This is a genomic window from Micromonospora sp. RP3T, assembly GCF_003027925.1.
Taxonomy (GTDB): Bacteria; Actinomycetota; Actinomycetes; order Mycobacteriales; family Micromonosporaceae; genus Micromonospora.
Genome location: NZ_PYPS01000002.1, coordinates 353,337 through 377,861 on the forward strand (window position 1 = coordinate 353,337; position 24,525 = coordinate 377,861).

A 24,525-nucleotide genomic window follows, 5' to 3' on the forward strand; every position below is an offset into this window, starting at 1 on the left:
TGACTCATATCCTCAGTTCTTGAGTGTGGGGCTGGCAATGCCGCCCGACGACGTCAATCCTTTGTTGACAGTGCGGCGGCGACGCGGTCCGCCGCGCTGCGGGCCGGCGCGGGTAGTCGCGGTCCGACGTCGGCCAGGTCCGCCACGAGGTACGCGGCCAGCGCGTACAACGGCCCCGGCTCGGCGTCGAGGGCGGACGCGCTGGTGTCGCGCACCAGCGCGGCGCGGCGGAACCGACCGTCCCACGCCCGGTCCGCCGTGATCCAGCGGTGCAGGTCCGAGACGGCGGCCCGCAGCGCCACCACCTCGGCCGACCAGGCCCGGTCGAGTCGTCCGAGTCGGGACCGGCGGGCCGCCACGAGTCGTTGCCGGCGTTGCTCGGCGGCCTGCCGGCTGCTCAGTCCCAACGCGCCGGCGATGTCGGCCCAGGTCGCGCCGTCGTGCCGGGCTCGGTCGATCAGCTCCAGCTCCCGCTCGTCCAGTCGGGCCCGGGCGGCACCGATCTCGGACAGGCCTGCCAGCTCCGGAGTCATCTGTCAACATTACATTGACACATCTCCGTCGGCGGGCCGCCCCGGGTCCGTGGCGTCCGGCCGGTCCGCCGCGACCGGCCACCCGTTCGCCCGTGCGAAGACATCGATGATTGTGACGACTTGACGTCCGGCGTGTTATCGCTCACAGTCGATGTGTGCATCTCCGGAATCGTGGCGCATCATCGGCGGTCCGGAGTGCCCGCCCGGCCCGGGCGCGCACCCCTCTCGCGTGGCAGCTCGAATGTTAGCGCTAACAGGCTGAGCTGTCCGTCGTCCTCGCACCGCGCGCCGGCCCGAACGAAGGAGGAGCATGGTGCGAATCAATAGACTCGCGGCCCGGGTCGGACGTGGCGGCCGGTGGTCGCGCGTCGTGGCCGCGACGCTGGCGGTGCTGCTCGGCGCCGGCATCGTCGCGGTGACGCCGTCGGGCGCGTCGGCCGCGACCGTGGACACCAACGCGTGGTACGTGCTGGTCAACCGCAACAGCGGCAAGGCGCTCGACGTGTACAACCAGGCGACCAACGACGGGGCCCGGATCACCCAGTGGTCCCGCAGCGACGGCAACAACCAGCAGTGGCAGTTCGTCGACTCCGGCGGCGGCTACTACCGGCTGCGCTCGCGTCACTCGGGCAAGGTGCTGGACGTCTCCGGCGTCTCGACCGCCGACGGCGCCAGCATCGTCCAGTGGACGGACAACAACGCCACCAACCAGCAGTTCCGGCTCGCCGACTCCGCCGACGGCTACGTACGGCTGATCGCCCGGCACTCCAGCAAGGCGGTCGAGGTGCAGAACGCCTCGACCGCGGACGGCGCGAACGTGGTGCAGTACAGCGACTGGGGCGGCAACAACCAGCAGTGGCAGTTGGTCAAGCTCGGCGACAGCGGCACCCCGGGCGGGTCGACGTACACCAACCCGGTGGTCTGGCAGGACTTCGCGGACGTCGACATCATCCGCGTCGGCGACACCTACTACATGTCCTCGTCGACCATGCACTACTCGCCGGGCGCGCCGGTGCTGCGCTCCTACGACCTGGTCAACTGGGAGATCGCCGGGCACTCGGTGCCCCGGCTGGACTTCGGCACCAAGTACGACCTCAACGGCGCCCGCGCGTACGTCAACGGCATCTGGGCCTCGACGTTGAACTACCGCAGCAGCAACGGCACGTTCTACTGGATCGGGTGCATCGACTTCAACAAGTCGTACGTCTACACCTCGACCTCGGTGAGCGGCACCTGGCAGAAGCGCTCCGAGATCAACAACTGCTACTACGACGCCGGCCTGCTCATCGACGACAACGACACCATGTACGTCGCCTACGGCAACAGCACCCTGAGCGTCGCGCAACTGTCCGCGGACGGCCTCAGCCAGGTGCGCACGCAGCAGGTCTACACCACGCCGTCGAACATCGGCACGCTGGAGGGCTCCCGCTTCTACAAGCGCAACGGGTACTACTACATCTTCGTCACCCGGCCCGCCAACGGTCAGTACATCCTGCGCTCCACCAGCCCGTGGGGGCCGTACGAGACGCGGCAGGTGCTGCTCAACATGTCCGGCCCGATCGCCGGCGGCGGCGTGCCCCACCAGGGTGGCCTGGTGCAGACCCAGAACGGCCAGTGGTACTACATGGCGTTCGTGGACGCGTACCCCGGTGGTCGCGTGCCGGCCCTCGCCCCGATCACCTGGACCAGCGACGGCTGGCCCCAGATCCAGACCGTCAACGGCGGCTGGGGCAGCTCCTACCCGTCGCCGCTGCCGACCCGCGCGGTGCAACCGATGACCGGTGCGGACACGTTCACCGGCACCACGCTGAGCCACCTGTGGGAGTGGAACCACAACCCGGACAACACCAGGTGGTCGGTCGGTGACGGGCTGCGGCTGCAGACGGCGACCGTCACCAACGACCTCTACAGCGCGCGCAACACGGCGACGCGGCGCATCCAGGGACCGACGTCGACGGCGACCATCGAACTGGACTACTCGACGATGCGCGACGGCGACCGCGCCGGGCTGGCCATGCTGCGGGACTCGTCGGCCTGGATCGGCGTACGCCGGGACAACGGCGCGACACGGGTGGTGATGACCAACAACCTGACCATGGACAGCGGTTGGCGCACCACGAACACCGGCACCGAGATCGCCGGCGCGGCGGTCAGCGGTGGTCGGATCTGGCTGCGGGCCAAGGCCGACATCAGACCGGGCAGCGGGCGGCAGGCGACCTTCTCCTACAGCACCGACGGGACGAACTTCGTCCCGCTGGGCAACGCGCTGACGTTGAACAACGCCTGGCAGTTCTTCATGGGCTACCGCTTCGGAATCTTCAACTACGCGACCCAGGCGCTCGGCGGCGCGGCCACCGTCCGCCGGTTCGACCTGACCACCCCGTGACGGGGCGCGGGCCGGACGCGTCACCCGCGCGTCCGGCCCGCGCGCTGTCCTGACCACCACCGGACAACGCCTGCGGCGGGCGTACCACCGTCGCGGAGAGGATCACCGATGAGACACCTCACCTCGGCCCGCCGCCGGGCCGCCGCCGTCCTGGCGGCCGGACTGCTGCTGGCCGGCGCGCTGGTCGGCCTGCGCCCGTCCACGGCGTCGGCGCTGGAGAACGGTGCGGCGCGGACGCCGCCGATGGGTTGGAACAGTTGGAACACGTTCGGTTGCAACATCAACGAGACGTTGATCCGGCAGATGACCGATGCGATGGTCAGTTCCGGGATGCGCGATGCCGGTTACCAGTACGTGGTGGTGGACGACTGTTGGATGAACCCGAACCGGGACTCGGCGGGGAATCTGCAGGGTGATCCGAGCCGGTTCCCGTCGGGGATGAAGTCGCTTGGTGACTACATCCATGCGCGGGGGTTGAAGTTCGGTATCTACCAGGGGCCGTTGACGAAGACGTGCGCGCAGTACTTCAACAGCTATCCCGGCTCCACCGGCGCGCAGGGCCACGAGGCCCAGGACGCCCGGCAGTTCGCGGCGTGGGGGGTGGACTACCTGAAGTACGACTGGTGCTCGCCCAGCGGCACGATCGATGATCAGGTGCGGGTGTTCAACCTGATGCGCGACGCGTTGGCCGCCACCGGCCGGCCGATCGTGTACAGCATCAACTCCAACAGCGTGCACTCGAAGACCGGTCCGCAGCGGGACTGGGGTGATGTGGCGAACATGTGGCGGACCACGGAGGACATCACCAACGCGTGGAACACCGGCCAGACCAACGGCTATCCGATGGGCATCCAGAACATCGTGGACGTGACGGTGCCGTTGGCCGGGCGGGCGAAGCCGGGCGCGTTCAACGACATGGACATGTTGGAGGTCGGTCGGGGCGGGATGACCGACACCGAGATGCGTAGTCACTTCGCGTTGTGGGCGGTGCTGGCATCGCCGCTGATCGCGGGCAACGACCTGCGCAACATGACGGCGGCCACGCAGACGATCCTGAAGAACGCGAACCTGATCGGTATCAGTCAGGATCCGCTGGCGTTGCAGGCGGGTCAGGTGTCGTTCGACGGCACCCGGCGGGTGCTGGCCAAGCGGTTGGCCAACGGTGACGTCGCGGTCGCGCTGTTCAACCAGGGCAGCGCCAGCACGACGATCTCGACGACCGCCGCCGCCATCGGCAAGACCGGCACGTCGTTCACCCTGCTGGACGCGTGGACCAACGCGACGAGCACCACCTCCGGCGCCATCTCCGCCACCGTCCCGGGGCACGGCACGGTCGTCTACCGGGTCAGTGGCGGCGGCACCGGCACCCCGCCCCCGACCACCGGCGGGGCGCTCGTCAGCGCCGCCTCCAGCCGGTGCCTGGACGTGCCGCAGAGCAACACCGCCAACGGCACCCAGCCGGTGATCTGGGACTGCAACGGCGCCGCCAACCAGCGGTGGACGTTCAGCGGGGACGCGATCCAGGCGCTGGGCAAGTGTCTGGATTCGCCGGCCAACGCCGGCGCGGGCACGAAGGCGCAGATCTGGGACTGCAATGGCGGCGCCAACCAGCGGTGGACCCGTAACAGCGACGGCACCATCCGCAACCAGCAGTCCGGCCTCTGCCTGGACGTCAACGGCGCCGCCACCGCCAACGGCACCACCGTCATCCAGTGGACCTGCACCGCCGCCGCCAACCAGCGGTGGACGGTGCGCTAGTACGTCCACCCGACGTCGCCCCGGCCGGGTCCCACCCGGTCCGGCCGGGGCGCGTCGTCGTGGAACCGCCCGCGTGCCGGGGGAGTCAGCGGGCGAGCCAGCCCCCGTCGACCGCGAGCACCGTGCCGTGCACGTACGCGGCCGCCTCCGAGGCCAGGAACACGGTGGCCCCGGCGAGATCCTCGGGCCGGCCCCAGCGTCCGGCCGGGATGCGTGCCACGATCGCCCGGTCGCGTTCCGGCTGGTCCCGCAACGCCTGGGTGTTGTCGGTGGCGATGTAGCCGGGCGCGATCGCGTTGACGTTGACGCCGTGGCCCGCCCACTCGTTGGCCAGCGCCCGGGTCAGCCCGGCGATCCCCGACTTCGCCGCCGCGTAGGACGGCACGGTCACGCCGCCCTGGAAACTCAGCATCGAGGCGGTGAATATGATCTTGCCGGAACCGCGCCCGACCATGTTCCGGCCGACCTCGCGGGCGAGGACGAACGGGGCGGTGAGATCGACCTCCAGCACCTCGTCCCAGTCCTCGTCCGGGTGCGCGACGGCCGGGGCGCGGCGGATCGTGCCGGCGTTGTTGACCAGGATGTCCACCGGCCGTTCCCGCCGGCCCAGCCATCCGGCGAGCGCGCGCACGGCGGCCCGGTCGGCCAGGTCGCACCGGTGCGGCACGAACGAGCGGCCGTGCGCGGTCACCCGCGCCTCGACCTCGCTCCCGGTCTCCTCCAGGGTGGCGCTGACGCCGATCACGTCCGCGCCCGCCGCCGCCAGCGCCTCCGCCATCGCCAGGCCGATCCCGCGCCGGCAGCCGGTGACCACGGCGAGCCGGCCGCTCAGGTCGAACGGGTTCACACCCCACCTCCACAGTCCACCAGCACCTTCACGTCGCCGCCGGCGGCGAGCGCCCGGAACGCCTCGGTGACGTCGTCAAGCGGCACGGTCCGGGAGATGAGCCGCGCCGCGGGCACCTCCCGGCGGTGCACCAGGCGGACCGCCTCGGCGTAGTCCTCCCGCTGGTAGACCCGCACCCCGATCACCTCCAGCTCGCGCCAGAAGATCCGGTGCAGGTCCACCTCCCGCGGCGTGGGATGGATCGCCACCACCACCAGCCGCCCGCGTACGGCGAGCAGGTCGGTCGCGAGGCGTACCCCGGTCGTCGACCCGGACGCCTCGAAGACCACGTCGGCGCCGGCGCCCCCGGTCGCCTCCTGGACGAGCCCGACCGGGTCCGCCGCCACCGGGTCCACGGCGGACAGGCCGAGGTCGGCGGCGAGCGCGCGGCGGCGCGGATCGATCTCCAGCACGGTCACCGTGGCGCCGGCCGCCCGGGCGACCGCGCCGATGAGCAGACCGACCGGACCCGCGCCGATGACCACCGCGTGCTCGCCCGCCGTCAGGCGGGAACGCCGCACGTCGTGCACGGCCACCGCGGTGGGCTCGACCAGGGCCGCCTCGGCCAGTGGCAGGTCGTCCGGCAGCGGCACCACGATCCGGGCCGGCACCGTCCAGGAGCGCTGCATCGCGCCGGGGGAGTCGATGCCGATGAAGGTCAGCCGGTGACAGATGTGCTGGTGACCGGCCCGGCAGGCGGGGCACCGACCGCACCAGTCCAGCGGCATCACCGTCACCGGCTCGCCCACCCGCCGATCGGTGACGCCCGGGCCGATCTCCGCGATGCGACCGGACATCTCGTGCCCGATCACCGCCGGCACGTGGACCCGGTGATCCATCGCGCCGTGCGCGACGTGCAGGTCCGTGCCGCAGATGCCGGTGTACGTCACCGCGATGCGTACCTCGCCGGGTCCGGGTGGCACCGCCCGGGTGTCCTCGACGACGAACCTCTGGTCGCCGACGTAGTGCGCGCTACGGTTCACCAAGCCTCCTCGGTCAGGTGCCAAACCTCGTGCATCGGTGCCCACCAGTGGCCGGAGCCAGGCTCGGCGAGCGATTCCTGGCAGGGGTCGGTCAGCCGCCACCACGCCCGGGTCTGCGGATCGGCGGCGATCCGACGCTGGTCCGCGTCGTGGTCGTCGCCGACGTACTCGTAGTAGCCGAACAGCAGGTCCCCGTGCAGGAAGATGCTGTAGTTGCGGATGCGCGCCGCCCGCAGCGTCTGCTCGACGCCGGGCCAGACGGCGGCGTGCAGCCGTAGGTAGGTTTCCCGGTGGTCCGGCCGCAGCCGGATCACCCAGCCGTAACGTCGCACCTCATGCCTCTCCGGTAGGGGTGTTCTCCGGTCGGCCGCTGGGCCAGGCGAGGTCACGCACCGGCGTCAGCAGCTTCTCGATGTCGTCGAGCAGCTCGGGATCGGGCTCGGACAGGGCCCAGCGCACGTTGCGGGCCATGTTCGCGGCGTCGGCGGAACCGACGAACGTGGTGGCGAACCGCGCCGGCGCGGCGGCGAAGCCGAGCGCGACCCGGGCGATGTCGACGCCACGTCGCGCACACAGGTCGGCCACGGCGGTCGCGGCCCGCCGGAGTTCCGGCGGGGCCGGATGCCAGTCGGGTGCGCCGCGCCGGGAGAGCAGCCCCATGGCCAGCGGGGAGGCGTTCAGCACCGCGGTGCCCCGGGCGGTGAACTCCGGCTCGGCCGTGGCCAGCGCGCGGTCCAGCAGCGTGTAGCGGCAGTACGACAGCACGGTGTCCAGCGGGACCGCCGCCGCGACCCGACGCAACGCGGCCAGGGGGTAGCCGGTCACGCCGATGAAGCGGACCTTCCCCGCGTCGCGCAGGCGGGCCAGCGCGGGCAACGTCTCACCGATGATCTGGTGGAGGTCGCCGAACTCGATGTCGTGACACTGGACCAGGTCCAGGTGGTCGGTGCCGAGGCGGGCCAGGCTCTCCTCGACGCTGCGGACCGTGCGGGCCGCCGAGAAGTCGAACGCCGCCTCGCCGTACCGGCCGACCTTGGTGGCCAGGACGTAGCCGGCCCGGTCGACGCCACGCAGGGCGCGTCCGAGCACCGTCTCCGCGGTGGTGGCGCCGTAGTAGGGCGAAACGTCGATGATGTTCACGCCGAGTTCCAGCGTGGCGCGCACGGCCTCGATGCCGGCCCGTTCGTCGATCCGGCCGAAGACGCCGCCGAGGGGGGAGGCGCCGTACCCGAGCATCGACACGGTCAGGCCGGTGCGGCCCAGCGGGCGGTATCGCATGGCGTCAGGACCCTTTCCGCGGACGGCGGGGCTGGCGACGACGGCCGGAGTCGGGCAGACGTCGGATGAATCTATAGTGGTGGGCACGGCCGCTGCCCGCCGCAGGCGACGGAGCCCCTTCCCAGGCACCCGGTGGGCCGGCCCGAAGGGGGCGGCAATGGCACTGACCGACGACGCGATCGCGCGGATCCGCGGCATGATCTCCAGCGGTGAGCTGCCGCCGGGCGCGCGGCTGCCACCGGAGCCGCAGCTCGCCGCGCAGATGGGCCTGTCGCGCAGCGGGGTGCGGGAGGCGGTCAAGGTGCTCGAGTCGGCCCGGGTGCTCGACGTCCGTCGCGGTGACGGCACCTACGTGACCAGCCTCGCCCCGCGGCTGCTGCTGGAGGGTCTCGGCGTCGCGGTGGAGCTGCTGCGCGACGACACGCTGCTGGAGGTGATGGAGGTCCGCCGGATGCTGGAGCCGGTGGCCACCGGTCTCGCCGCGTTGCGGATGACCGACACCGAGCTGGACGAACTCGACCGGATCCTGCAGGACATGCGGGCCGCCGCCGACGACGCCGAGAAGCTCATCCAGTTCGACACCGCCTTCCATCACACAGTGGTCGCGACCACCGGCAACGAGACGCTCACCTCGCTGCTCGACGGGCTCTCCGGCCGTACGCTGCGGGCCCGGGTCTGGCGAGGGCTGATCGAGGCCAACGCGGCGCACAAGACGATCGACGAACACCAGGCGATCTACCTCGCCCTGCGGTCGCGCGACCAGTTGCTCGCCCAGGCCACCGCGCTGATGCACGTCAACACCTCCGAGGCGTGGTTGCGGACCGTGCTCGCGGCCCAGGCGGGGGACGCCTGACCGGCCGGCTCATGTCGCCGGCCCGGGCGCGGCCGGTTCGGCCGGCGGTGTCAGGCGGTAGGTGCGTACGGCGGTGCCGGCGAAGATCTCCCGCCGGTCCCCGGGCGACAGGGGCGGCAGCGCGGCCGTCAGGGCCCGCCGCACCCCCGGGTAGTCCGACCTGAGCAGGCACACCGGCCAGTCCGAGCCAAACATCAGACGACCCGGGCCGAACTCGTCGACGGCGACCTCGACGAACGGGCTCAGGTCGGCCGGCGACCAGTCCGGTGCCGCCTCCGTGACCAGGCCCGACAGCTTGCCGGTGACGTTGGGACTGGCGGCCAGCGCGGCGAGCGGCTCGCGCCAGCCGGCCAGCCCGGCGGTGCCCCTGTCGATGCGCGGCTTGCCGAGGTGGTCGAGGACGAAGGAGAGCCGCGGCACCGCCCGGGCCGCCCGCGCCGCGGCGGGCAGTTGGTCGGCCCGGATCACCAGGTCGAACACCAGGCCGGCGTCGGCCACCTCGGCGAGACCGCGCCGTACGTCGGGACGGTCGAGGTGGTCGGGGTCCGCCTCACCCTGGACCTGCGACCGCACCCCGACCAGGAGTTCGCCGCCGGGCAGTTGCCGGTAGCGCCGGACGGTGGCGGAGACCTCGCCTCCGGCGATGTCGACCCAGGCCACCACGCCGAGGATCGCCGGCGTGTCCGCGGCGTGACCGAGGAACTCGGCGGCCTCATCGGGGTGGCAGCGGCCGCCCTCTACCAGCACGGTGCCGTCCACGCCGGCCGAGGCGAGTTCGGCGGTCAGGTCGGCGGGGGTGAAGGGGCGACGGATCGCCGCCAGCGCCGGGTCGTCGAGCCAGTGGTACCCGCGGTCGGGCTGCCAGAGATGGTGATGCGCGTCGATGATCATGGGAGCGCGGCCCCGGTCGTCGCCACCGTCCAGCGGGGTCCGTCGGGGAAGCGGTAGTCGGCCAGCGAGGGCGCGAGGATCTCCGCGCTCATGCCGGGGGAGCGGGGCGCGAGGTAGCGGCCGTCGCGGATCCGGACCGGGTCCGCGAAGTGCTCGTGCAGGTGGTCGACGTACTCGATGGCCCGGTCGGTGGTGCTGCCGGTGAGGGCGACGAAGTCGAACATGGCGAGGTGCTGCACCAGCTCGCACAGCCCCACCCCGCCGGCGTGCGGGCAGACCGGCACGCCGAACTTCGCCGCGAGCAGCAGGATGGCCAGGTTCTCGTTGACCCCGGCGACCCGGCAGGCGTCGATCTGGACCACGTCGACGGCGTCGGCCTGGAGCAGTTGCTTGAACATCACCGCGTTGTGCCCGTGCTCGCCGGTGGCCACCTTCGTCGGGGCGACGGCCGAGCGGACGGCGGCGTGCCCGAGGATGTCGTCGGGTGAGGTCGGCTCCTCGATCCAGTACGGGTCGAACGGGGCCAGTTCACGCATCCAACGGATCGCCTCGGGCACGCCCCACACCTGGTTGGCGTCGACCGCGATGCGCACGTCCGGGCCGACGGCCCGGCGGGCGATGCCCAGCCGGCGTACGTCGTCGGCGAGGTCCCCGCCCACCTTGAGCTTGATCAGCCGGAACCCGGCCGCGACCGCCTCCGCGCAGAGCCGGGCCAGCTTGTCGTCGTCGTAGCCGAGCCAGCCCGGCGTCGTGGTGTACGCCGGGAAGCCCTCGGCCAGCAGGCGGCGCTCCCGGTCCGCCCGCCCGTCGACGGCGGCGCGCAACAGCACCAGCGCTTCGTCCTCGGTGAGGGCGTCGCGCAGGTAGCGGAAGTCGACCTGCGCCACGAGCTGCTCCGGGGTGAGGTCGGCGAGCAGCTTCCACAACGGCTTGTCGGCCCGCCGGGCGGCGAGGTCCCAGACCGCGTTCACCAGGCCGCCGGCGGCCATGTGCACGACCCCCTTCGCCGGGCCCAGCCAGCGGATCTGGCTGTCGCCGACCAACCGGCGCGCGAGCGTCCCGGGGTCGGCGACCAGCGCCTCGACCGGCTGGCCCTCGAGCATCGGGGCCAGCGACCGCAGCGCCCGGATCTGGATCTCGGTGCCCCGCCCCACGGTGAACACGAGGCCGTGTCCCTCGGCGCCGGCCGAGGTGCGCAGGATGACGTAGGCGGCGGAGTAGTCCGGGAACGGGTTCATCGCGTCCGAGCCGTCGCGGTGGCGCGACGTCGGGAATCGGACGTCGATGGTCTCTACGGATGTGATGTGTTCGGACAACGGTTCTCCCGGTCGGTGGAGGTGGGCTGGCTCGTCGGCGGCGCCGGACGCGGCGGCGGCGTCATGTCTGCGCCTTGCCGCCGGTGATCCGGGAGACCGTCAGGGCGACCAGGATGACGGCGCCGTTGAGGAAGTTCGTCCACTGGGCGGGGACCCCGGCGAGCGTGAGCACGTTGATGATCATGAAGAGGAGCAGGACGCCGGTGAAGGCGCCGAACACGCTGCCCTTGCCGCCGTTGAGACTGACCCCGCCGATGACCGCCGCCGCGAACACCTGGAAGATGGCGCCGTCGCCCTGCGCCGCCGGCACCGCGGCGAGCCGCCCGCTGATCAGCAACCCGGCGAGCGCGGCCAGCACGCTCGCCACCACGAGGGCGGCCCACAACACCCGGTCGGTGCGGATGCCGGCGGCGCGGGCCGCGTCGGCGTTGCCGCCGATGGCGTACAACGCCCGGCCGACACGGGTGTAACCGAGCACCACGATCCCGACCGCGAACAACAGCAGCGACACCCAGATGGACGCCGGCGCGCCGAACCAGGTGGCCGAGCCGAGGTAGGTCATCGACGCCGGCAGCGCGAAGAACGTCTGACCACCGGAGATCCCGGTGAGCAGTCCGCGCAGGACGATCAGCATGCCCAGCGTCACGATGAAGCCGTTGAGGCCGAAGCGGACGATCAGCAGCCCGTTGACGGCGCCGACCAGGGCGCCGACGAGCAGGACCACCGGCACCGCCAGGCCGTCGGGCAGCACGTCGAGCCCGAGACCGCGGGTGAGTGCCGGGTCGACGACCAGCCAGGCCGCGATGCCCGGGGCCAGGCCGAAGGTGGACTCCAGCGACAGGTCCATCTTGCCGGTGATCAGCACGATGGTCTGGGCCAGCACCAGGATGGCGATCTCCGACATGCTCTGCAGCACGTTGAGGAGGTTGTCGGTGCTGAGGAAGACGGGATTCACGAGCGAACCGACGACGGCGACCGCGATGATCGCCGGCACCAGGGCCAGGTCCCGCAGGCGGGTGAGGACCAGGCTTCGTGCGGAGGTCGACGGCGGGGCCGACGGGGACGCCCCGGCCGGCGGCGACGTCATGGTGGACAGCGTCTCAGGCATGGTGGAGATCCACCCCTTCCATGGCGGCTACCAGCTCGTTGTCGGGCCAGCCGTGGGCCAGCTCGCGGATGACCCGCCCGGCGAACATGACCAGGACGCGGTCACAGATCCGCAGGTCGTCGAGTTCGTCGGAGACGATCAGTACGGCGGCGCCCCGGCGGCGTACCTGTTCCACCACGCCCAGCAGGGTCTGCTTGGACCGCACGTCGACGCCGGCCGTCGGCGTGATGAGCACCAGCAGTTTCGGGTCGTTGGCCAACGCCCGGCCCATCACCACCTTCTGCTGGTTGCCGCCGGACAGGTCGGCGACGGGGACGTGTGGTCCGGCCGCCTTGACGGCCAGCTCGGTGATGGCGGCGCGGGCCGCGGCGTCCCGGCGCCCCGGTGAGATGAGCCCACGCCGCGCGATGCGCTCCGGCACGGTCATCGTGACGTTCTCCGCGATGGACAGCAGTGGCACCAGGCCCTCGCGGTGCCGGTCCTGCGGCACCAGGCCCACCCCGGCGTCGAGGGCGTCGGGCACGCTGCCCGGCCGCAGCACGCGCCCGTCGACGGCGACCGTCCCACCGGCGCGGCGGGTCAGGCCGACGATCGCCTCGGCCACCTCGACCTTGCCGCTGCCGCCGCCGCCCGCGAGGCCGACCACCTCGCCGGCCCGGGTCTCCAGGGACAGTTCGGCGCCGGACGGGGTGACCAGGTCGCGGACCGACAGCAGCACGGGGGCGTCGGCCGGCAGCGGCGGGTGGTCGGCCGCCGGCATGGTCACGTCCTCCCCGGTCATGGCCGCCACCAGGGCCGGCCGGCTCAGCTCGGCCACCGGTGCGGTGACGACGTGCCGAGCGTCGCGGAAGACCGTCACCTGGTCGCAGATCTCGTAGATCTCCTGGAGGTGGTGGCTGATGAACAGGAAGGTCACCCCGTGGGCCCGCAGGTCACGGAGCCGGTCGAACAGCCGGTTGATGCCGGCGCCGTCGAGCTGCGCGGTCGGTTCGTCGAGGATGATGAACCGGGCGCCGAACGACAGCGCCCGGGCGATCTCCACGAACTGCCGCTGCTCGACCGACAGGGTCGAGGCGGGTTGCCGCACGTCCACGTCGACCGACCAGGTCGCCAGCAGTTCCTGCGCCGCCCGGCGCAGCCGCGACCAGCGGATCAGCCCGCCGCGACCGCGGTCGTGCCGGTTGAGGAACAGGTTCTCCGCCACGGTGAGCGTGGGGATGATCGTGGACTTCTGGTAGACGCAGGCCACCCGCCGACGCCAGGCGGCCCGGTCACCGAGCGGCGGCGCGGGCCGGCCGTCGAAGGCCACCGCCCCGTCGTCCGGCGCCTGGAGGCCGGTGAGGATGCTGACCAGCGTCGACTTGCCGGCGCCGTTGCGGCCCACCAGGGCGTGCGTCTCGCCGGGCCGGACCACGATGCCGGCGTCGGCGAGGGCGGTCGTCGACCCGAAACGCTTGGTGATGTGGACGGCCTCCACGACGGGCCGGAGGTCGCCGGCCGGCCCGTCGGTCGAGGCGGGTGAGCGGACGCTCATGCGGTGTTGCCCCACAGGGACCTGTCGTCGAACTTCAGGGTGGGCTCGCCCGCGACCGGCGCGCCGTCCTTCGTCACCAGTGGCGCGGGGAGCTGGTCCTCCAGCAGCCCTTCCCGTACCTGGATGATCGTGCTGTGGTGGTCGGTCGGGCCGGGCTGGAACGTCTTGCCGTCGATCGCCGCCTTCACGTACTCCAGGCCGTACCTGGCGTACAGGTCGGCGGGCTGGCTGACGGTGGCGTCGATCAGATCCTTGCCGATGTCGGCCAGCTCCTCCGGGATGCCGTCGTTGGAGACCACGAAGACGTGCTTCGGGTCGCTCGCCGGGACCTGGAGACCGCGCTGCTTGAGGATCTGGAGCGTGCCGGAGAGCGCGAACGAGGACTGCATGTAGATGCCCTTGATGTCCGGGTCCGACGCGAACCGGGTCTGGAGCTTGCTGGCCGCCACGTCGGCCTTCCAGTCGGTCGCCTCGCCGAACACCGTGACGCCCGGGTAGTCGGCGCGCATGCACTCGTGGAACGCCTCGGTCCGGTCCCGGCCGTTGATCGAGTCGAGGCCGCCCTGCAACATCACCACCTTGCCCTTGCCGCCGAGCTTGGTGCCGAGGAACTTGCACGCCTTGGTGCCGTAGGCACGGTTGTCGGCGCGGATCACCATCGCCACCTCGCCGGAGTCCGGGCGGGTGTCGATGGTGACCACCGGGATCTTCTTGGCGGCCAGTTGCTGGAGCGTCGGCGCGATCGCGGCGGTGTCCTGCGGGGCCATCACCACGCCCTTGACCCCCTGGCTCATGAAGGTCTGGGCGTTCGAGATCAGGTTGGCGATGTCGTTCTGCGAGTTGGTGGTCTTCAGGTCGACGCCCAGCTCGTTCGCGAACGTCGGCACGTACCTGATGTACGAGTTCCAGAAGTCGGTGTCGGATCGGGGGTAGTCCACCCCGACGAGCGGGGCGGAGCCGCCCGAGCCGCTGTCCTTCCCCGCACCGTCGCCGCAGCCGGCGGCGAGCGTGGCCGAGGCGACGAGCGTCATCGTCAGGCCCAGCCCCAGCAGAGCTCTACGGGTCATCGTGGTCCTCCAGGTCGGACGTGGCTTCGGGGATTCAGACGGTGGCGAGGGTCCACAGCAGGTTGGTGCTGCCGTCCCAGCTCCACTGCTTGACCGTGGAGCCGGAGGCGACCTGGCCGCCCCCATCGAGCACCAGGCCGGTGGCCCGGTTGGCGATCCGGTACCGCCCGTTGCCCTGGTCGGTGAGCTGCCACTGCTGGCTGTTGCCGCCGTTCCAGGACGCCTGCTGGGCGGCGGCGCCGTTGGTGGTCTGGCCGAACCCGTCGACGACCATGCCGTTGGTCCGGTTGACGATCCGGTGGTACCCGGTGCCCAGGTCGACGAGCTGCCACTGGAGGTTCGTGCTGCCGTCCCAGCTCCACTGCTTCAGCGGGGAGCCGGAGGCGACGTTGCCGCCGCTGTCGAGCGCCAGGCCGTTTGTCACGTTGGTGATCCGCTGCCAGGTGGTCGAGCCGCCGCCGAGCGCCGGGATCGGGCCGCTGAACGTCAGCTTGACCACGTACGCGGGCGCGTTGAACGGCGCGCCGGCGGACGGCATGGTGATCCGCAGGCCGCTGGAGTCCTGGGTGCGGGTCGGCAGGTTGACGTAGCTGCCGGCGTTGGTGTCGAGCAGTTGCACCCCGGTCAGGGTGCCGAGGTTGATCCGGCCCGACGCCAGCGTGGTGATGGTGGCGGTGCTGCCCGGCCAGCCGAGGAACGTGGCGTACAGCACCCGGTTGTCCTTGCTGCGGGTGAACCGGATGTCCCGGGCGGTGCCGGCGCGCGGGGTGCTGAAGGAACCGCCGCCCATCTGGGTGGGGCCCTCGCCGTACGTCGTCCAGGCCCGGGTGGCGTAGACGGACTCGCCGAAGCGGCGCAGGTAGTCGCCGATGGCGAGCAGGATGCTGCGCTGTCCGTCGGGGATGGTGCCGTCGGCCACCGGCGCGATGTTGAGCACCATGTTGCCGTTCTTGCTGACCCGGTCGAGCAGCGAGTGCAGCATCTGGTTCAGCGAGTAGTAGCCGATCCCCACCGTGTAGCACCAGCTGGAGCTGCTGATGCTGTCGTCGGTGAGCCAGTACGGCTGACGCAGTGCGGCGGGACCGCCGCGCTCGTAGTCGAAGACCGTGCCGCCGAGGTCCAACCCGTCCTTGTAGGTGGCGACGACCTCCTTGTTCCACGCCACGGCCCGGTTGTAGTAGTAGGCCAGGAACCGCAGCCGTTGCGCCTCGCTGATCCGGCTGAGGTTGAAGTCCTGCCAGATCATGTCCGGCTGGGCCTGGTCGATGACCTCGCGGAGCTTGTCGTACCAGAGCTGCTCCTCCGCCGCGGTGCCCAGTTGCCCGTAGAGCTTGCGCAGGCTGGCGTCGGACTGCTGCGGTGCCCACTGGTAGAAGCCGGTGAAGTTGTACGCGTGGTGCATGGCGACCATGACCTTGAGGCCGCGGGCCCGGATCGCGTCGGTGTGCAGGCGGAGCAGGTCCAGCCGTGGACCGCGGGCCACCGAGTTCCACTCGTTGACCTGGCTGTTCCACATGGAGAAACCGTCGTGGTGCTCGGCCACCGGCCCGGCGAACTTCGCGCCGGCGTCGGCGAACAACTGGGCCCACTCGCCGGGGTCGAAGTTGCCGCCGGCCGAGCGCAGCCGGGGCGCGAACTGCACGAACCGGCCCGACCGGTCGTTCGCGCCGTTGATGAAGTTGTGGTAAGGCCACACCGACGGGTCACCGTAGACGGACTTGTGGTGGTTGTTCTCGTTGGAGCCGTTGTTGTACATGTTGCGCGGGTACCACTCGTTGGCGTACGCCGGAACGCTGAACGCTCCCCAGTGGAAGTAGACGCCGAACTTGGCGTCCTGGAACCACTCCGGCGCGGCCGGGTGCTGACCGACCGACGCCCACGTCTCGGCGTAGCTGGCGGGTCCGGGGATGGCGGCGGCGGCGGACCCGGGACGGAGGACGCCGCCGACGGCGACCGCGGCCCCGCCGGCACCGAGAGCGGCGAGGAGTGAACGGCGGGTGAGGTGGGGACGGGACATGGTGATCCCTCCGAAGGTGGTGGGTGAGGGGGCTCACATGACTGAGACATCAGACGTTAAGCGTTACATCTGCGTAACGTCAACGCTTGCACTCGGGTAAAGGTGGGCAGACAAGAGGCCATACGTCTTATGAATGCCGCGTCAGCGCCGCCACCAGCGTTAACGCTAACATCGATGCTTCTGAAGGTTGCGGGATGCGAGGGGTGCGGTGCTGCGGGGACCGGGTAGGAAGCACAGGTTCCCAGTGGCTCCGGCGAGCAGGAGCCGCCCGAGCGGAAGCGAGGGACTCGTCGAAGGGCCTCGGAGATGTCACGAGGAAGCTCCCGGGGAAACGCCGGCGGGGACGCTCGTATCAGAACGATCCGCTGGGCACCGTCAGCTCAGCCGGAGACCGTCCGCCCGCCCACCTCCGGTCGGATCCTCAACCGCTGCGCACGGTGGTGAGGTCGGCCAGCCCGGAGATGGTGAGCAGCGGTTCCAGCAACGGACTGGCGACGAGCGCGATGCGTTCGGCGTGCGGGAACAGCACGGCCAGGCCGGCGCTGTCCAGATATTCCACCGCGGTCAGGTCGACCACGAGGGGGCCGCCGTCGGGCCGGACGGCGTCGTCGAGCGCGGCGGCGAAGGCGGCCGCGTTGCTCATGTCGATCTCGCCGACCGCGGTCAGCACGCGCCCCCCGTCGGGGTCGCTGCCGGTGGTGAGCGTCAGGGCCGTGCTCATCGGATGATCCTTGCCTGCATGTCGACTGTGGTGCCGGTGGCCCCCGGGGTCACCGTGATGGAGTCCATCAGAGCACGCATGAGCACCAGCCCGCGGCCCCGGTGCGGGTCCGACGGACGGTCCCGGTCCCGCCAGTGCCCGCTGTCGGTGACGCTCAGCCGCAGGGCGTCGGCGGTGGCGGCGGCGCGCAACCGGATCCGCCCGCCGGGACTGTCCCGGTGGCCGTGCTCGATCGCGTTGGCGCACGCCTCGCCGGCGGCCACCAGCACGTTGTAGGAGTTCGCCGGGGCCAGCCCGCACCGGTCCAGCCACCCGCGCAACGCGGTACGCACCTCGGCCAGCCGGGACGACTCGGCGGGGAAGTCCAGCTCCAGCGGCCCGGGGTGCCGGTAGAGCAGCAGAGCCACGTCGTCGTCGTACCCGGCCTCCGGGGTGAGCTGGTCCATCACCGCGGTGGCCAGCGCCTCGACCGGGACGCCCCGGCCCTCCTGGATCGCCGTGACGGCCCGGTCGATGCCGGCGGTCAGCGGCTGGCGGCGCCGTTCGACCAGCCCGTCGGTGTAGAGCATGAGCGTGGCCCGGGCCGGCACGGTGACCTCCGCCTCCGGGCGTTCCCGCCCGGTGCGGACCGCGAGTGGGCGGGACCGGCCCTGGTCGAGGAGTTCGGACGTGCCGTCGGGGTGCACCACGATGGCCGGTGGGTGCCCGGCGCTGGAGTAGCGCAGCCGGCCGGACGCCGGGTCCAGCACACCGCAGAGGACGGTCGCGCACTGCGCGCCCGGGAGCAGGGCGGCGAACCGGTCCAGCGCCATCAGCGTCTGGGCCGGGCTGGCGTCCTGCAACAGCAGCGCCCGGCACGCGCTGCGTAGCTGCCCCATCACGGTGGCGGCCCGCAGGCCGTGGCCGACGCAGTCGCCGACCACGATCGCGATCCGCCCGTCCGGCAGCTCGACCGTGTCGTACCAGTCGCCGCCGACCTTGAGCGGCAGCGACGCCGGGGCGTAGCGCACGGCGAAGCCGGCGGGCAGCTGGGCCGGGCCGAGGATCGCCCGTTGCAGGGCCAGCGCGGTCTCCCGTTGCTGGTCGATCTGGTGCACCCGGTGCAGCCCCTGGGCGACGTGGCCAGCGAGCAGCGCCAGCAGCGTCTGGTCCTGCTCGGTGAAGGGCCGCTTCTCGCCCAGGTCGATCCAGAGCGCCATGGTGCCGTCCGGATGCTCCAGCGCGATGCCGGCCCCGTGCGCCGGCGTCGCCACCGGGGTCAGCAGCGGCGTGTCCCGCAACGCCAGCAACTCCTGCCGGCGCTCGTCGGGCAGAGTGTCCCACTGGAGCAGCGGGTCGGTAGCGGTGACGTCAGGCCCGGCGGTGTCGCCGAAGACGGCGGTGACCACGCCGGTGGCGCGCCACAGCTTGCGCATCTCGTCCAGCACCCCGTGCAGGGCGTCGGCGAGATCCTCCGCCTGTGACAGCCGGAGGCTCAGCCCGGCCAGGGCGGTCTCCCGCTGCACGGCGTAGTGCTCGGTGGTGACGTCGCGGAACGTGCCCACGATGACCCGGCGTCCGGTGTCCGGGTCGTCGACCTGGTTGAACGCGGTCGCGATCCAGAGCCGGTGCCCGTCGCGGTGGGTCACCGGCACGGTGTAGGTGCCCTTCGTCTGGCCGATCAGCACCGAGAACGCGGCGGACACCTGACGGTGCGCCTCGGGTTCGGCCTCCGGGTCCGGCCACCACGGCTGCACCGGCAGGTAGGGCAGGTCCTCGGGGCCGTAGCCGAGGATGTCGGTGAACGCCGCGTTGATCTCGACGACCGCGCCGGCCTCGTCGCAGACGAAGAACGCCTCCTGCAACGAGTCGATGAGCGCGGTGCGCCAGCGGGCGTGGTGGTTGCGCAGCCGGGCCAGCTCCACGTTCGCCCGCACCCGCGCCAGCAGCTCGGCGGCCGGGAACGGCTTGACCAGATAGTCGTCGGCGCCCGCCTCCAACCCCTCGATGGCGGCCTCCTCGCCGGCGCGGGCGGACAGCAGCAGCACCGGCGTGCCGGCGGTCCGGGAATCGGCCCGCAGCGCGGCCACCAGTTGCAGGCCGTCGAGCCGGGGCATCATCACGTCGCTGACCACCAGGTCCGGCGTGTGCGTGCGGGCGGCCTCCAACGCCTCCTGGCCGTCGGCCACCGCCCGCACCCGGTGCCCGGCCGAGCGCAGCAGACGGGTGAGGTACTCGCGCATGTCGGCGTTGTCGTCGGCGACCAGGACCCGGGCCGGGACCTGCCCCGGCCGGGCCGGCGCGGGACCCTCGACCGGTGTCGCGTCCTCCCGGACGACCTCGGCCGTCGGGTCGCCGGGCAGCCAGCGCAGCGCCTCCTGCACGAACGGCTCGGCGGAGACCGCCACCCGGCCGGAGCCGGCCGGGGCGATCGCGTCGGCCGGCAGGTGGGCGTAGCCGAACGGCAGCCGGACCGTGAACGCGGTGCCCCGGCCCACCGTGCTGCTGGCGGTGATGCTGCCACCGTGCAGCGTGACCAGCTCCTTGACCAGGGCCAGCCCGATGCCGCTGCCCTCGTCGGAGCGGGAGCGGGCGTTCTCGATGCGGTGGAACCGCTCGAACAGCCGGGGCATCTCCTCCTCGGCGACGCCGATGCCGGTGTCGACCACCCGAAGCACGGCCTGCCCGTGCTCGGCGCGCAGCTCGACCCGCACGCTGCCGTCGAAGGTGAACTTCAGGGCGTTGCTGAGCAGGTTGAGCACCACCTTCTCCCACATGCCGGGGTCGATGTGCACCGGCTCGGGCAGGGGCGGGCAGTCGACCTCGAAGGTCAGGCCGGCGCGTTCTACCGCCGAGCGGAAGACGCTGGCCAGGTCGGCGGTCACCGCGGCCAGGTCCACCGGCTGGTAGCGGGCCTGCATCCGGCCGGCCTCGATCCGGGAGAAGTCGAGCAGGCTGTTCACGAGCTTGCCCAGGCGCAGCCCGTTACGGCGGATGACCTCCAGCTCCTCGCGGACCGGCCCGTCGGCGTCCCGCAGCCGGCCCCGCAACTCGTCCACCGGCCCCATGATCAGCGTCAGCGGGGTGCGGAACTCGTGGCTGATGTTGGAGAAGAACGCGGTCTTCGCCCGGTCCAGCTCGGCGAGCTCCTCGGCCCGCCGCTGCTGGGCCTGGTAGCTGCGGGCGCTGGCGATCCCGGTCGCCACATGCCCGGCGGTCAGTTCCACGAACCCGCGGTAGCCGTCGTCGAGGGCCCGGTAGCGGTTGAGCCCGGCCACCAGGAACCCGTACGGCGTGCCGCCCTGCTGGCGCAGCGGCACCAGCAGGGCCTCGGTCGGCGGGTCCGGCCAGGCGCCCGTCGGCAGGTCGTGGCGCACGGCGGAGTCCAGCGGCACCCGGACCAGGTCCCCCTCGGTGACCGCCCGGGCCGGCCAGACCGCGTCGGGGTCGTCGAGCGAGAGCGTGGCCGGCGCCGCCGGATGGCCGGCGGCGAACCCGGTCGCCTCCGCCAACCGCGCGTCGCCCTCGTCACCGAACAGGTACGTCAGCGTGAACGGCAGGTCGTGCGCGTTGCGCCCCAACTGGCGACCGGCGAAGGCGAGCGTCTCCTGCTCGGTGCGGATCACGCTCGGGTCGGAGCCGAGGTCCCGCAGCGTGGCCATCCGGCGCTCGCCGATGACCCGCTCGGTCTCCTCGCTGACCACGCAGAGCATCCCGACCAGCGTGCCGTCGTCGTCGCGCAGTGGGCTGTAGGAGAACGTGTGGTAGGTCTCCTCCCGGTAGCCGGCCCGTTCCAGGAACAGCAGCAGCCCTTCGTCCCAGGTCGCCTCGCCGGTGCGCAGCACGGTGTCGATGCGGGGGCCGATGTCGGCCCAGATCTCCGCCCACACCTCGTTCGCCGGTCGGCCCAACGCCCACGGGTACTTGCGGCCCAGCGTGTCGCGGCGGTAGGCGGCATTGCAGAAGAACGTCAGCTCGGGGCCCCAGGCCATCCACATCGGGAAGCGGGAGGAGAGCAGGATGCGCACCGTCGTCCGCAGGCTCTGCGGCCACGCGTCGGGCTGCCCCAGCGGATGGGTCGACCAGTCGACCCGAGCCAGATCCGGGCCGATCTCACCGTCGACGGCGAACACGTCGGCACGTGTCCGCGGGTCGGTGCCAGCGCCGGTCATCGCCCGAGTCTCCCTCACCACAGCAGATCCCGCTCGTCCAGGTCGACGCACCACCGTGGGCGACAAATCCGGATACAACCCGTCAGCGAGTCGCTCGAACGGCCCCTCGGAGTAGCTCTCCGTTCCGGTCTTGCCCCGATGGCGTCCCTGCCATGCCACCGACCGCCGTCGGGAGTGCCACACTCCCGGCCGCTGCCCGCCCGGCCGCTGTGACGCTTCCCGTCGTCGTCGGCCGAGGCGTGGGTGTGCGCGGACCGGGGCCTGCCGCCGGACGCCACGGACGCCGCGGGGAAGGCCGGAAAACGCCGAAGGCAGGGAGACGCGCTCCCTGCCACTTCTAACGTATATCGCACCCCGGGGCTTGCGGCAAGACCCCGGTGGTGCCGCAGAATCGTCGGCCGGACGCGGATGAGCTGGGGAAACGGGGGCACGATGAGGGCCGGACGATACGTGGTCGGGTTCGACGAGATCGACGAGGAGCAGCTCGCAACCGTCGGTGGGAAGGGCGCGCACCTGGGGGCGCTGTCGCGGCTCGACGGGGTGAGCGTGCCGCCCGGCTTCTGTGTGACCACCGACGCGTACCGGCGGGCCGTGGCGGACCTGCCGGCACTCGACGCGCCGCTCGACCGGCTCTGCGGGCTGGGCCCCGACGAGCGGCAGGCGATCCGGACGGTCAGCGCCGAGATCTGCCGCGTCGTCGAGGAGGCGACCGTGCCGGGCGAGGTCGCGGCGGCGATCAGCGGGGCGCTGGCCGGGCTCGGCGCGCACGCCGCCTACGCGGTGCGGTCCAGCGCGACGGCGGAGGACCTGCCGACGGCCTCCTTCGCCGGCCAGCAGGACACCTACCTGAACGTGGTCGGCCCGGACGAGATCCGCACCCACGTCGCCAGGTGCTGGGCGTCGCTGTTCACCGAGCGGGCGGTGACCTACCGCCTCCGCAACGGCATCGATCACCGTACGGTGCAGATGGCCGTGGTGGTGCAGCGGATGGTGCTCCCGGACGCGGCGGGGATCCTGTTCACCGCCGACCCGGTCAGCGGAAACCGGAAGGTCGCCACCGTGGAGGCCGGCTTCGGTCTGGGCGAGGCCCTGGTCGCCGGCCTGGTCACCCCGGACCGGTTCACGGTACGCGACGACCGGGTCCTCGCCCGGACCATCGCCACCAAGGCGCGGGCCGTCCGCGCCGTGCCGGGCGGCGGGACGCGGACTGAGGCGGTCGATCCGGCCCGGCGGGAGCAGCCCGCGCTGACCGACGAGCAGGTCGTCCGTCTCGTCCGGCTCGGGCGGCTGATCGAGGCGCGGTTCGGCGGCCCGCAGGACGTGGAGTGGGCCCTGGCCGACGGCGAACTCCACATCCTCCAGAGCCGCCCGATCACCACGCTGTTCCCGGTCCCGGTGGTCGACGACGGGCAGAACCACGTCTACCTCTCGGTCGGCCACCAGCAGATGATGACCGACGCGATGAAGCCGCTGGGGCTGTCGATGTGGCGGCTGACCGCCATGGCGCCGATGCACGAGGCCGGTGGCCGGCTGTTCGTCGACGCCACCCGGCACCTGGCCACCCCGGCGGGCCGGGCCGCCTTCCTGGACCTGATGACCAGATCGGATCCGCTGACCAGGGACGCGCTGGAGACGATCCTGGAGCGCGGTGACGTCGTGCCGACGCGGGCCGACGACGGCCCCGCCGGTCCGCCCCCCGGGCTGCCGTCGGCGACGATCGAGACCGACCCGGCCGTGGTCACCGCGCTGATCGAGCGGAGTCGGGCCAGCATCGCCGCGCTGCGGCGCGACATCGGCACCCGGACCGGGCCGGCGTTGTTCGACTTCCTGGTGGCGGAGGCGTTCCCGGAGCACAAGCGGGCCCTCGTCGACCCGGTCAACATGCAGGCGATCATGGCCGGGATGGAGGCCACCTGGTGGCTCAACGACAAGCTGGGGGAGTGGCTGGGCGAGCGGAACGCCGCCGACACGCTCACGCTGTCCGCCCCCGGCAACGTCACCTCGGAGATGGGCCTGGCGCTGCTCGACGTCGCCGACGTCATCCGCCCCCACCCCGAGGTGGTGGCGTTCCTGCGGGACGTCGCGGACGACGACGGCTTCCTGGACGAGCTGCCGAAGCTGCCGGGCGGACGCGAGGCACACGACGCCCTCCAGGACTACCTCGACCGGTACGGCATGCGGTGCGTCGGCGAGATCGACATCACCCGGCCACGGTGGAGCGAGCGGCCGGCCACCCTCGTACCGCTGATCCTCGACCACGTCCGGAACTTCGCGCCCGGCGCCGCCGGACGGCGTTTCGCGCAGGGCCGGCAGGCGGTGCAGCGGAAGGCCCGGGAGGTGCTCGACCGGCTCCGGGCCCTGCCGGACGGGGACCGCAAGGCCGACGAGACCCAGCGGATGATCGACCGGGTCCGGACCTTCATCGGCTACCGCGAGTACCCGAAGTACGCCATCGTGAGCCGCTACCTCGTCTACAAGCAGGCGCTGATGGCGGAGGCCGACCGGCTGGTACGCGACGGTGTGCTGCCCGACCGGGAGGACGTCTTCTTCCTCACCTTCGACGAGTTCCGCGACGCGGTGCGGACGCGCCGGGTGGACGCGCGGCTCGTCCGCGAGCGCGCGGAGACGTTCCGGTTCCACCAGGCGCTCACGCCACCCCGCGTGCTCACCTCGGACGGCGAGGCGGTCCACGGGGCGTACCGGCGCGACGACCTGCCGAGCGGCGCGCTGGCCGGCGTGCCGGTGTCGGCCGGCACGGTGGAGGGTCGGGCCCGGGTCATCCTCGACCTGGCCCGCGCGGACCTCGAACCGGGCGACATCCTCGTCACCGTCCACACCGACCCGAGTTGGACGCCGCTGTTCGTCGCCGTGGCCGGCCTGGTGACGGAGGTGGGCGGGCCGATGACCCACGGCGCGGTCATCGCCCGGGAGTACGGCCTGCCGGCCGTGGTGAACGTGCCGCGGGCCACCCGGCTGATCCCCGACGGGCAGCGGATCCGCGTGCACGGCTCCGGCGGGTACGTCGAGCTGCTGACCTGATCCG

At 72.0% G+C, this 24,525-nt stretch carries 17 protein-coding genes; 4 read left to right on the forward strand and 13 right to left on the reverse strand.

Features of this window, described 5'->3' with window-relative positions:
• Positions 1-53: 53 nt before the first annotated feature.
• A complete protein-coding gene (locus tag C8054_RS03390; protein ID WP_107155187.1) occupies positions 54-533 on the reverse strand; it encodes a hypothetical protein in 480 nt (159 codons plus the stop codon).
• Positions 534-843: 310 nt separating this feature from the next.
• Between C8054_RS03390 and C8054_RS03395 the strand changes: the two genes are divergently transcribed.
• Both C8054_RS03395 and C8054_RS03400 read left to right on the forward strand, forming a co-directional pair.
• The gene (locus C8054_RS03395) at positions 844-2,919 is read left to right on the forward strand and encodes a family 43 glycosylhydrolase (protein ID WP_107155188.1); all 2,076 of its coding nucleotides are present in this window, start codon (positions 844-846) and stop codon (positions 2,917-2,919) included.
• Positions 2,920-3,027: 108 nt separating this feature from the next.
• On the forward strand, positions 3,028-4,677 hold the full coding sequence (locus tag C8054_RS03400) for a ricin-type beta-trefoil lectin domain protein (protein ID WP_107155189.1): 1,650 nt from the start codon (positions 3,028-3,030) through the stop codon (positions 4,675-4,677).
• A gap of 85 nt (positions 4,678-4,762) precedes the next feature.
• Here C8054_RS03400 and C8054_RS03405 read toward each other — a convergent pair whose 3' ends face one another.
• The 4 genes from C8054_RS03405 to C8054_RS03420 are packed head-to-tail and all read right to left on the reverse strand — an operon-like array spanning position 4,763 to position 7,824.
• Positions 4,763-5,524 carry an SDR family oxidoreductase gene (locus C8054_RS03405; RefSeq protein ID WP_107155190.1) on the reverse strand — a complete coding sequence of 254 codons (762 nt, stop codon included), beginning with the start codon at positions 5,522-5,524 and terminating at the stop codon, positions 4,763-4,765.
• Entirely contained in the window at positions 5,521-6,546 is a 1,026-nt protein-coding gene (locus C8054_RS03410; RefSeq protein WP_107155191.1) for a zinc-binding dehydrogenase, read from the reverse strand. Before C8054_RS03410 ends, C8054_RS03405 begins: the two co-directional genes overlap by 4 nt.
• Positions 6,543-6,878, reverse strand: coding sequence for an L-rhamnose mutarotase (locus C8054_RS03415; protein WP_107155192.1), 336 nt, complete (start codon positions 6,876-6,878; stop codon positions 6,543-6,545). Before C8054_RS03415 ends, C8054_RS03410 begins: the two co-directional genes overlap by 4 nt.
• A gap of 1 nt (position 6,879) precedes the next feature.
• Positions 6,880-7,824, reverse strand: a complete 945-nt coding sequence (locus C8054_RS03420) for an aldo/keto reductase (RefSeq protein ID WP_107155193.1) — start codon at positions 7,822-7,824, stop codon at positions 6,880-6,882.
• 157 nt (positions 7,825-7,981) lie between these two features.
• Between C8054_RS03420 and C8054_RS03425 the strand changes: the two genes are divergently transcribed.
• Positions 7,982-8,677, forward strand: coding sequence for a FadR/GntR family transcriptional regulator (locus C8054_RS03425; RefSeq protein ID WP_107155194.1), 696 nt, complete (start codon positions 7,982-7,984; stop codon positions 8,675-8,677).
• A gap of 9 nt (positions 8,678-8,686) precedes the next feature.
• Here the strand turns inward: C8054_RS03425 and C8054_RS03430 are convergent, their stop codons facing one another.
• From C8054_RS03430 to C8054_RS03465, 8 genes are all read right to left on the reverse strand, one after another.
• Positions 8,687-9,568, reverse strand: coding sequence for an amidohydrolase (locus C8054_RS03430; RefSeq protein WP_107155195.1), 882 nt, complete (start codon positions 9,566-9,568; stop codon positions 8,687-8,689).
• Positions 9,565-10,884, reverse strand: coding sequence for an enolase C-terminal domain-like protein (locus C8054_RS03435; RefSeq protein ID WP_107155196.1), 1,320 nt, complete (start codon positions 10,882-10,884; stop codon positions 9,565-9,567). The genes C8054_RS03430 and C8054_RS03435 overlap by 4 nt, the downstream gene beginning before the upstream one ends.
• A 61-nt stretch (positions 10,885-10,945) precedes the next feature.
• Positions 10,946-11,992, reverse strand: coding sequence for an ABC transporter permease (locus C8054_RS03440; RefSeq protein ID WP_107155197.1), 1,047 nt, complete (start codon positions 11,990-11,992; stop codon positions 10,946-10,948).
• Positions 11,985-13,526, reverse strand: coding sequence for a sugar ABC transporter ATP-binding protein (locus C8054_RS03445; protein WP_107155198.1), 1,542 nt, complete (start codon positions 13,524-13,526; stop codon positions 11,985-11,987). The genes C8054_RS03440 and C8054_RS03445 overlap by 8 nt, the downstream gene beginning before the upstream one ends.
• On the reverse strand, positions 13,523-14,593 hold the full coding sequence (locus C8054_RS03450) for a sugar ABC transporter substrate-binding protein (protein ID WP_107155199.1): 1,071 nt from the start codon (positions 14,591-14,593) through the stop codon (positions 13,523-13,525). The genes C8054_RS03445 and C8054_RS03450 overlap by 4 nt, the downstream gene beginning before the upstream one ends.
• Before the next feature lie 34 nt (positions 14,594-14,627).
• Positions 14,628-16,610 carry an alpha-L-fucosidase gene (locus C8054_RS03455; protein WP_107155200.1) on the reverse strand — a complete coding sequence of 661 codons (1,983 nt, stop codon included), beginning with the start codon at positions 16,608-16,610 and terminating at the stop codon, positions 14,628-14,630.
• A 421-nt stretch (positions 16,611-17,031) separates the two neighbouring features.
• Positions 17,032-17,331: an STAS domain-containing protein gene (locus C8054_RS03460; protein ID WP_107155201.1), complete on the reverse strand. Its 300-nt coding sequence runs from the start codon at positions 17,329-17,331 to the stop codon at positions 17,032-17,034.
• Positions 17,328-21,482: a SpoIIE family protein phosphatase gene (locus C8054_RS03465; protein WP_107155202.1), complete on the reverse strand. Its 4,155-nt coding sequence runs from the start codon at positions 21,480-21,482 to the stop codon at positions 17,328-17,330. Before C8054_RS03465 ends, C8054_RS03460 begins: the two co-directional genes overlap by 4 nt.
• Positions 21,483-21,914: 432 nt before the next feature.
• On the opposite strand from C8054_RS03465, the gene rph reads away from it, so the two are divergent.
• Positions 21,915-24,521, forward strand: coding sequence for a rifamycin-inactivating phosphotransferase (rph, locus tag C8054_RS03470; RefSeq protein WP_107155203.1), 2,607 nt, complete (start codon positions 21,915-21,917; stop codon positions 24,519-24,521).
• Positions 24,522-24,525: the final 4 nt, after the last annotated feature.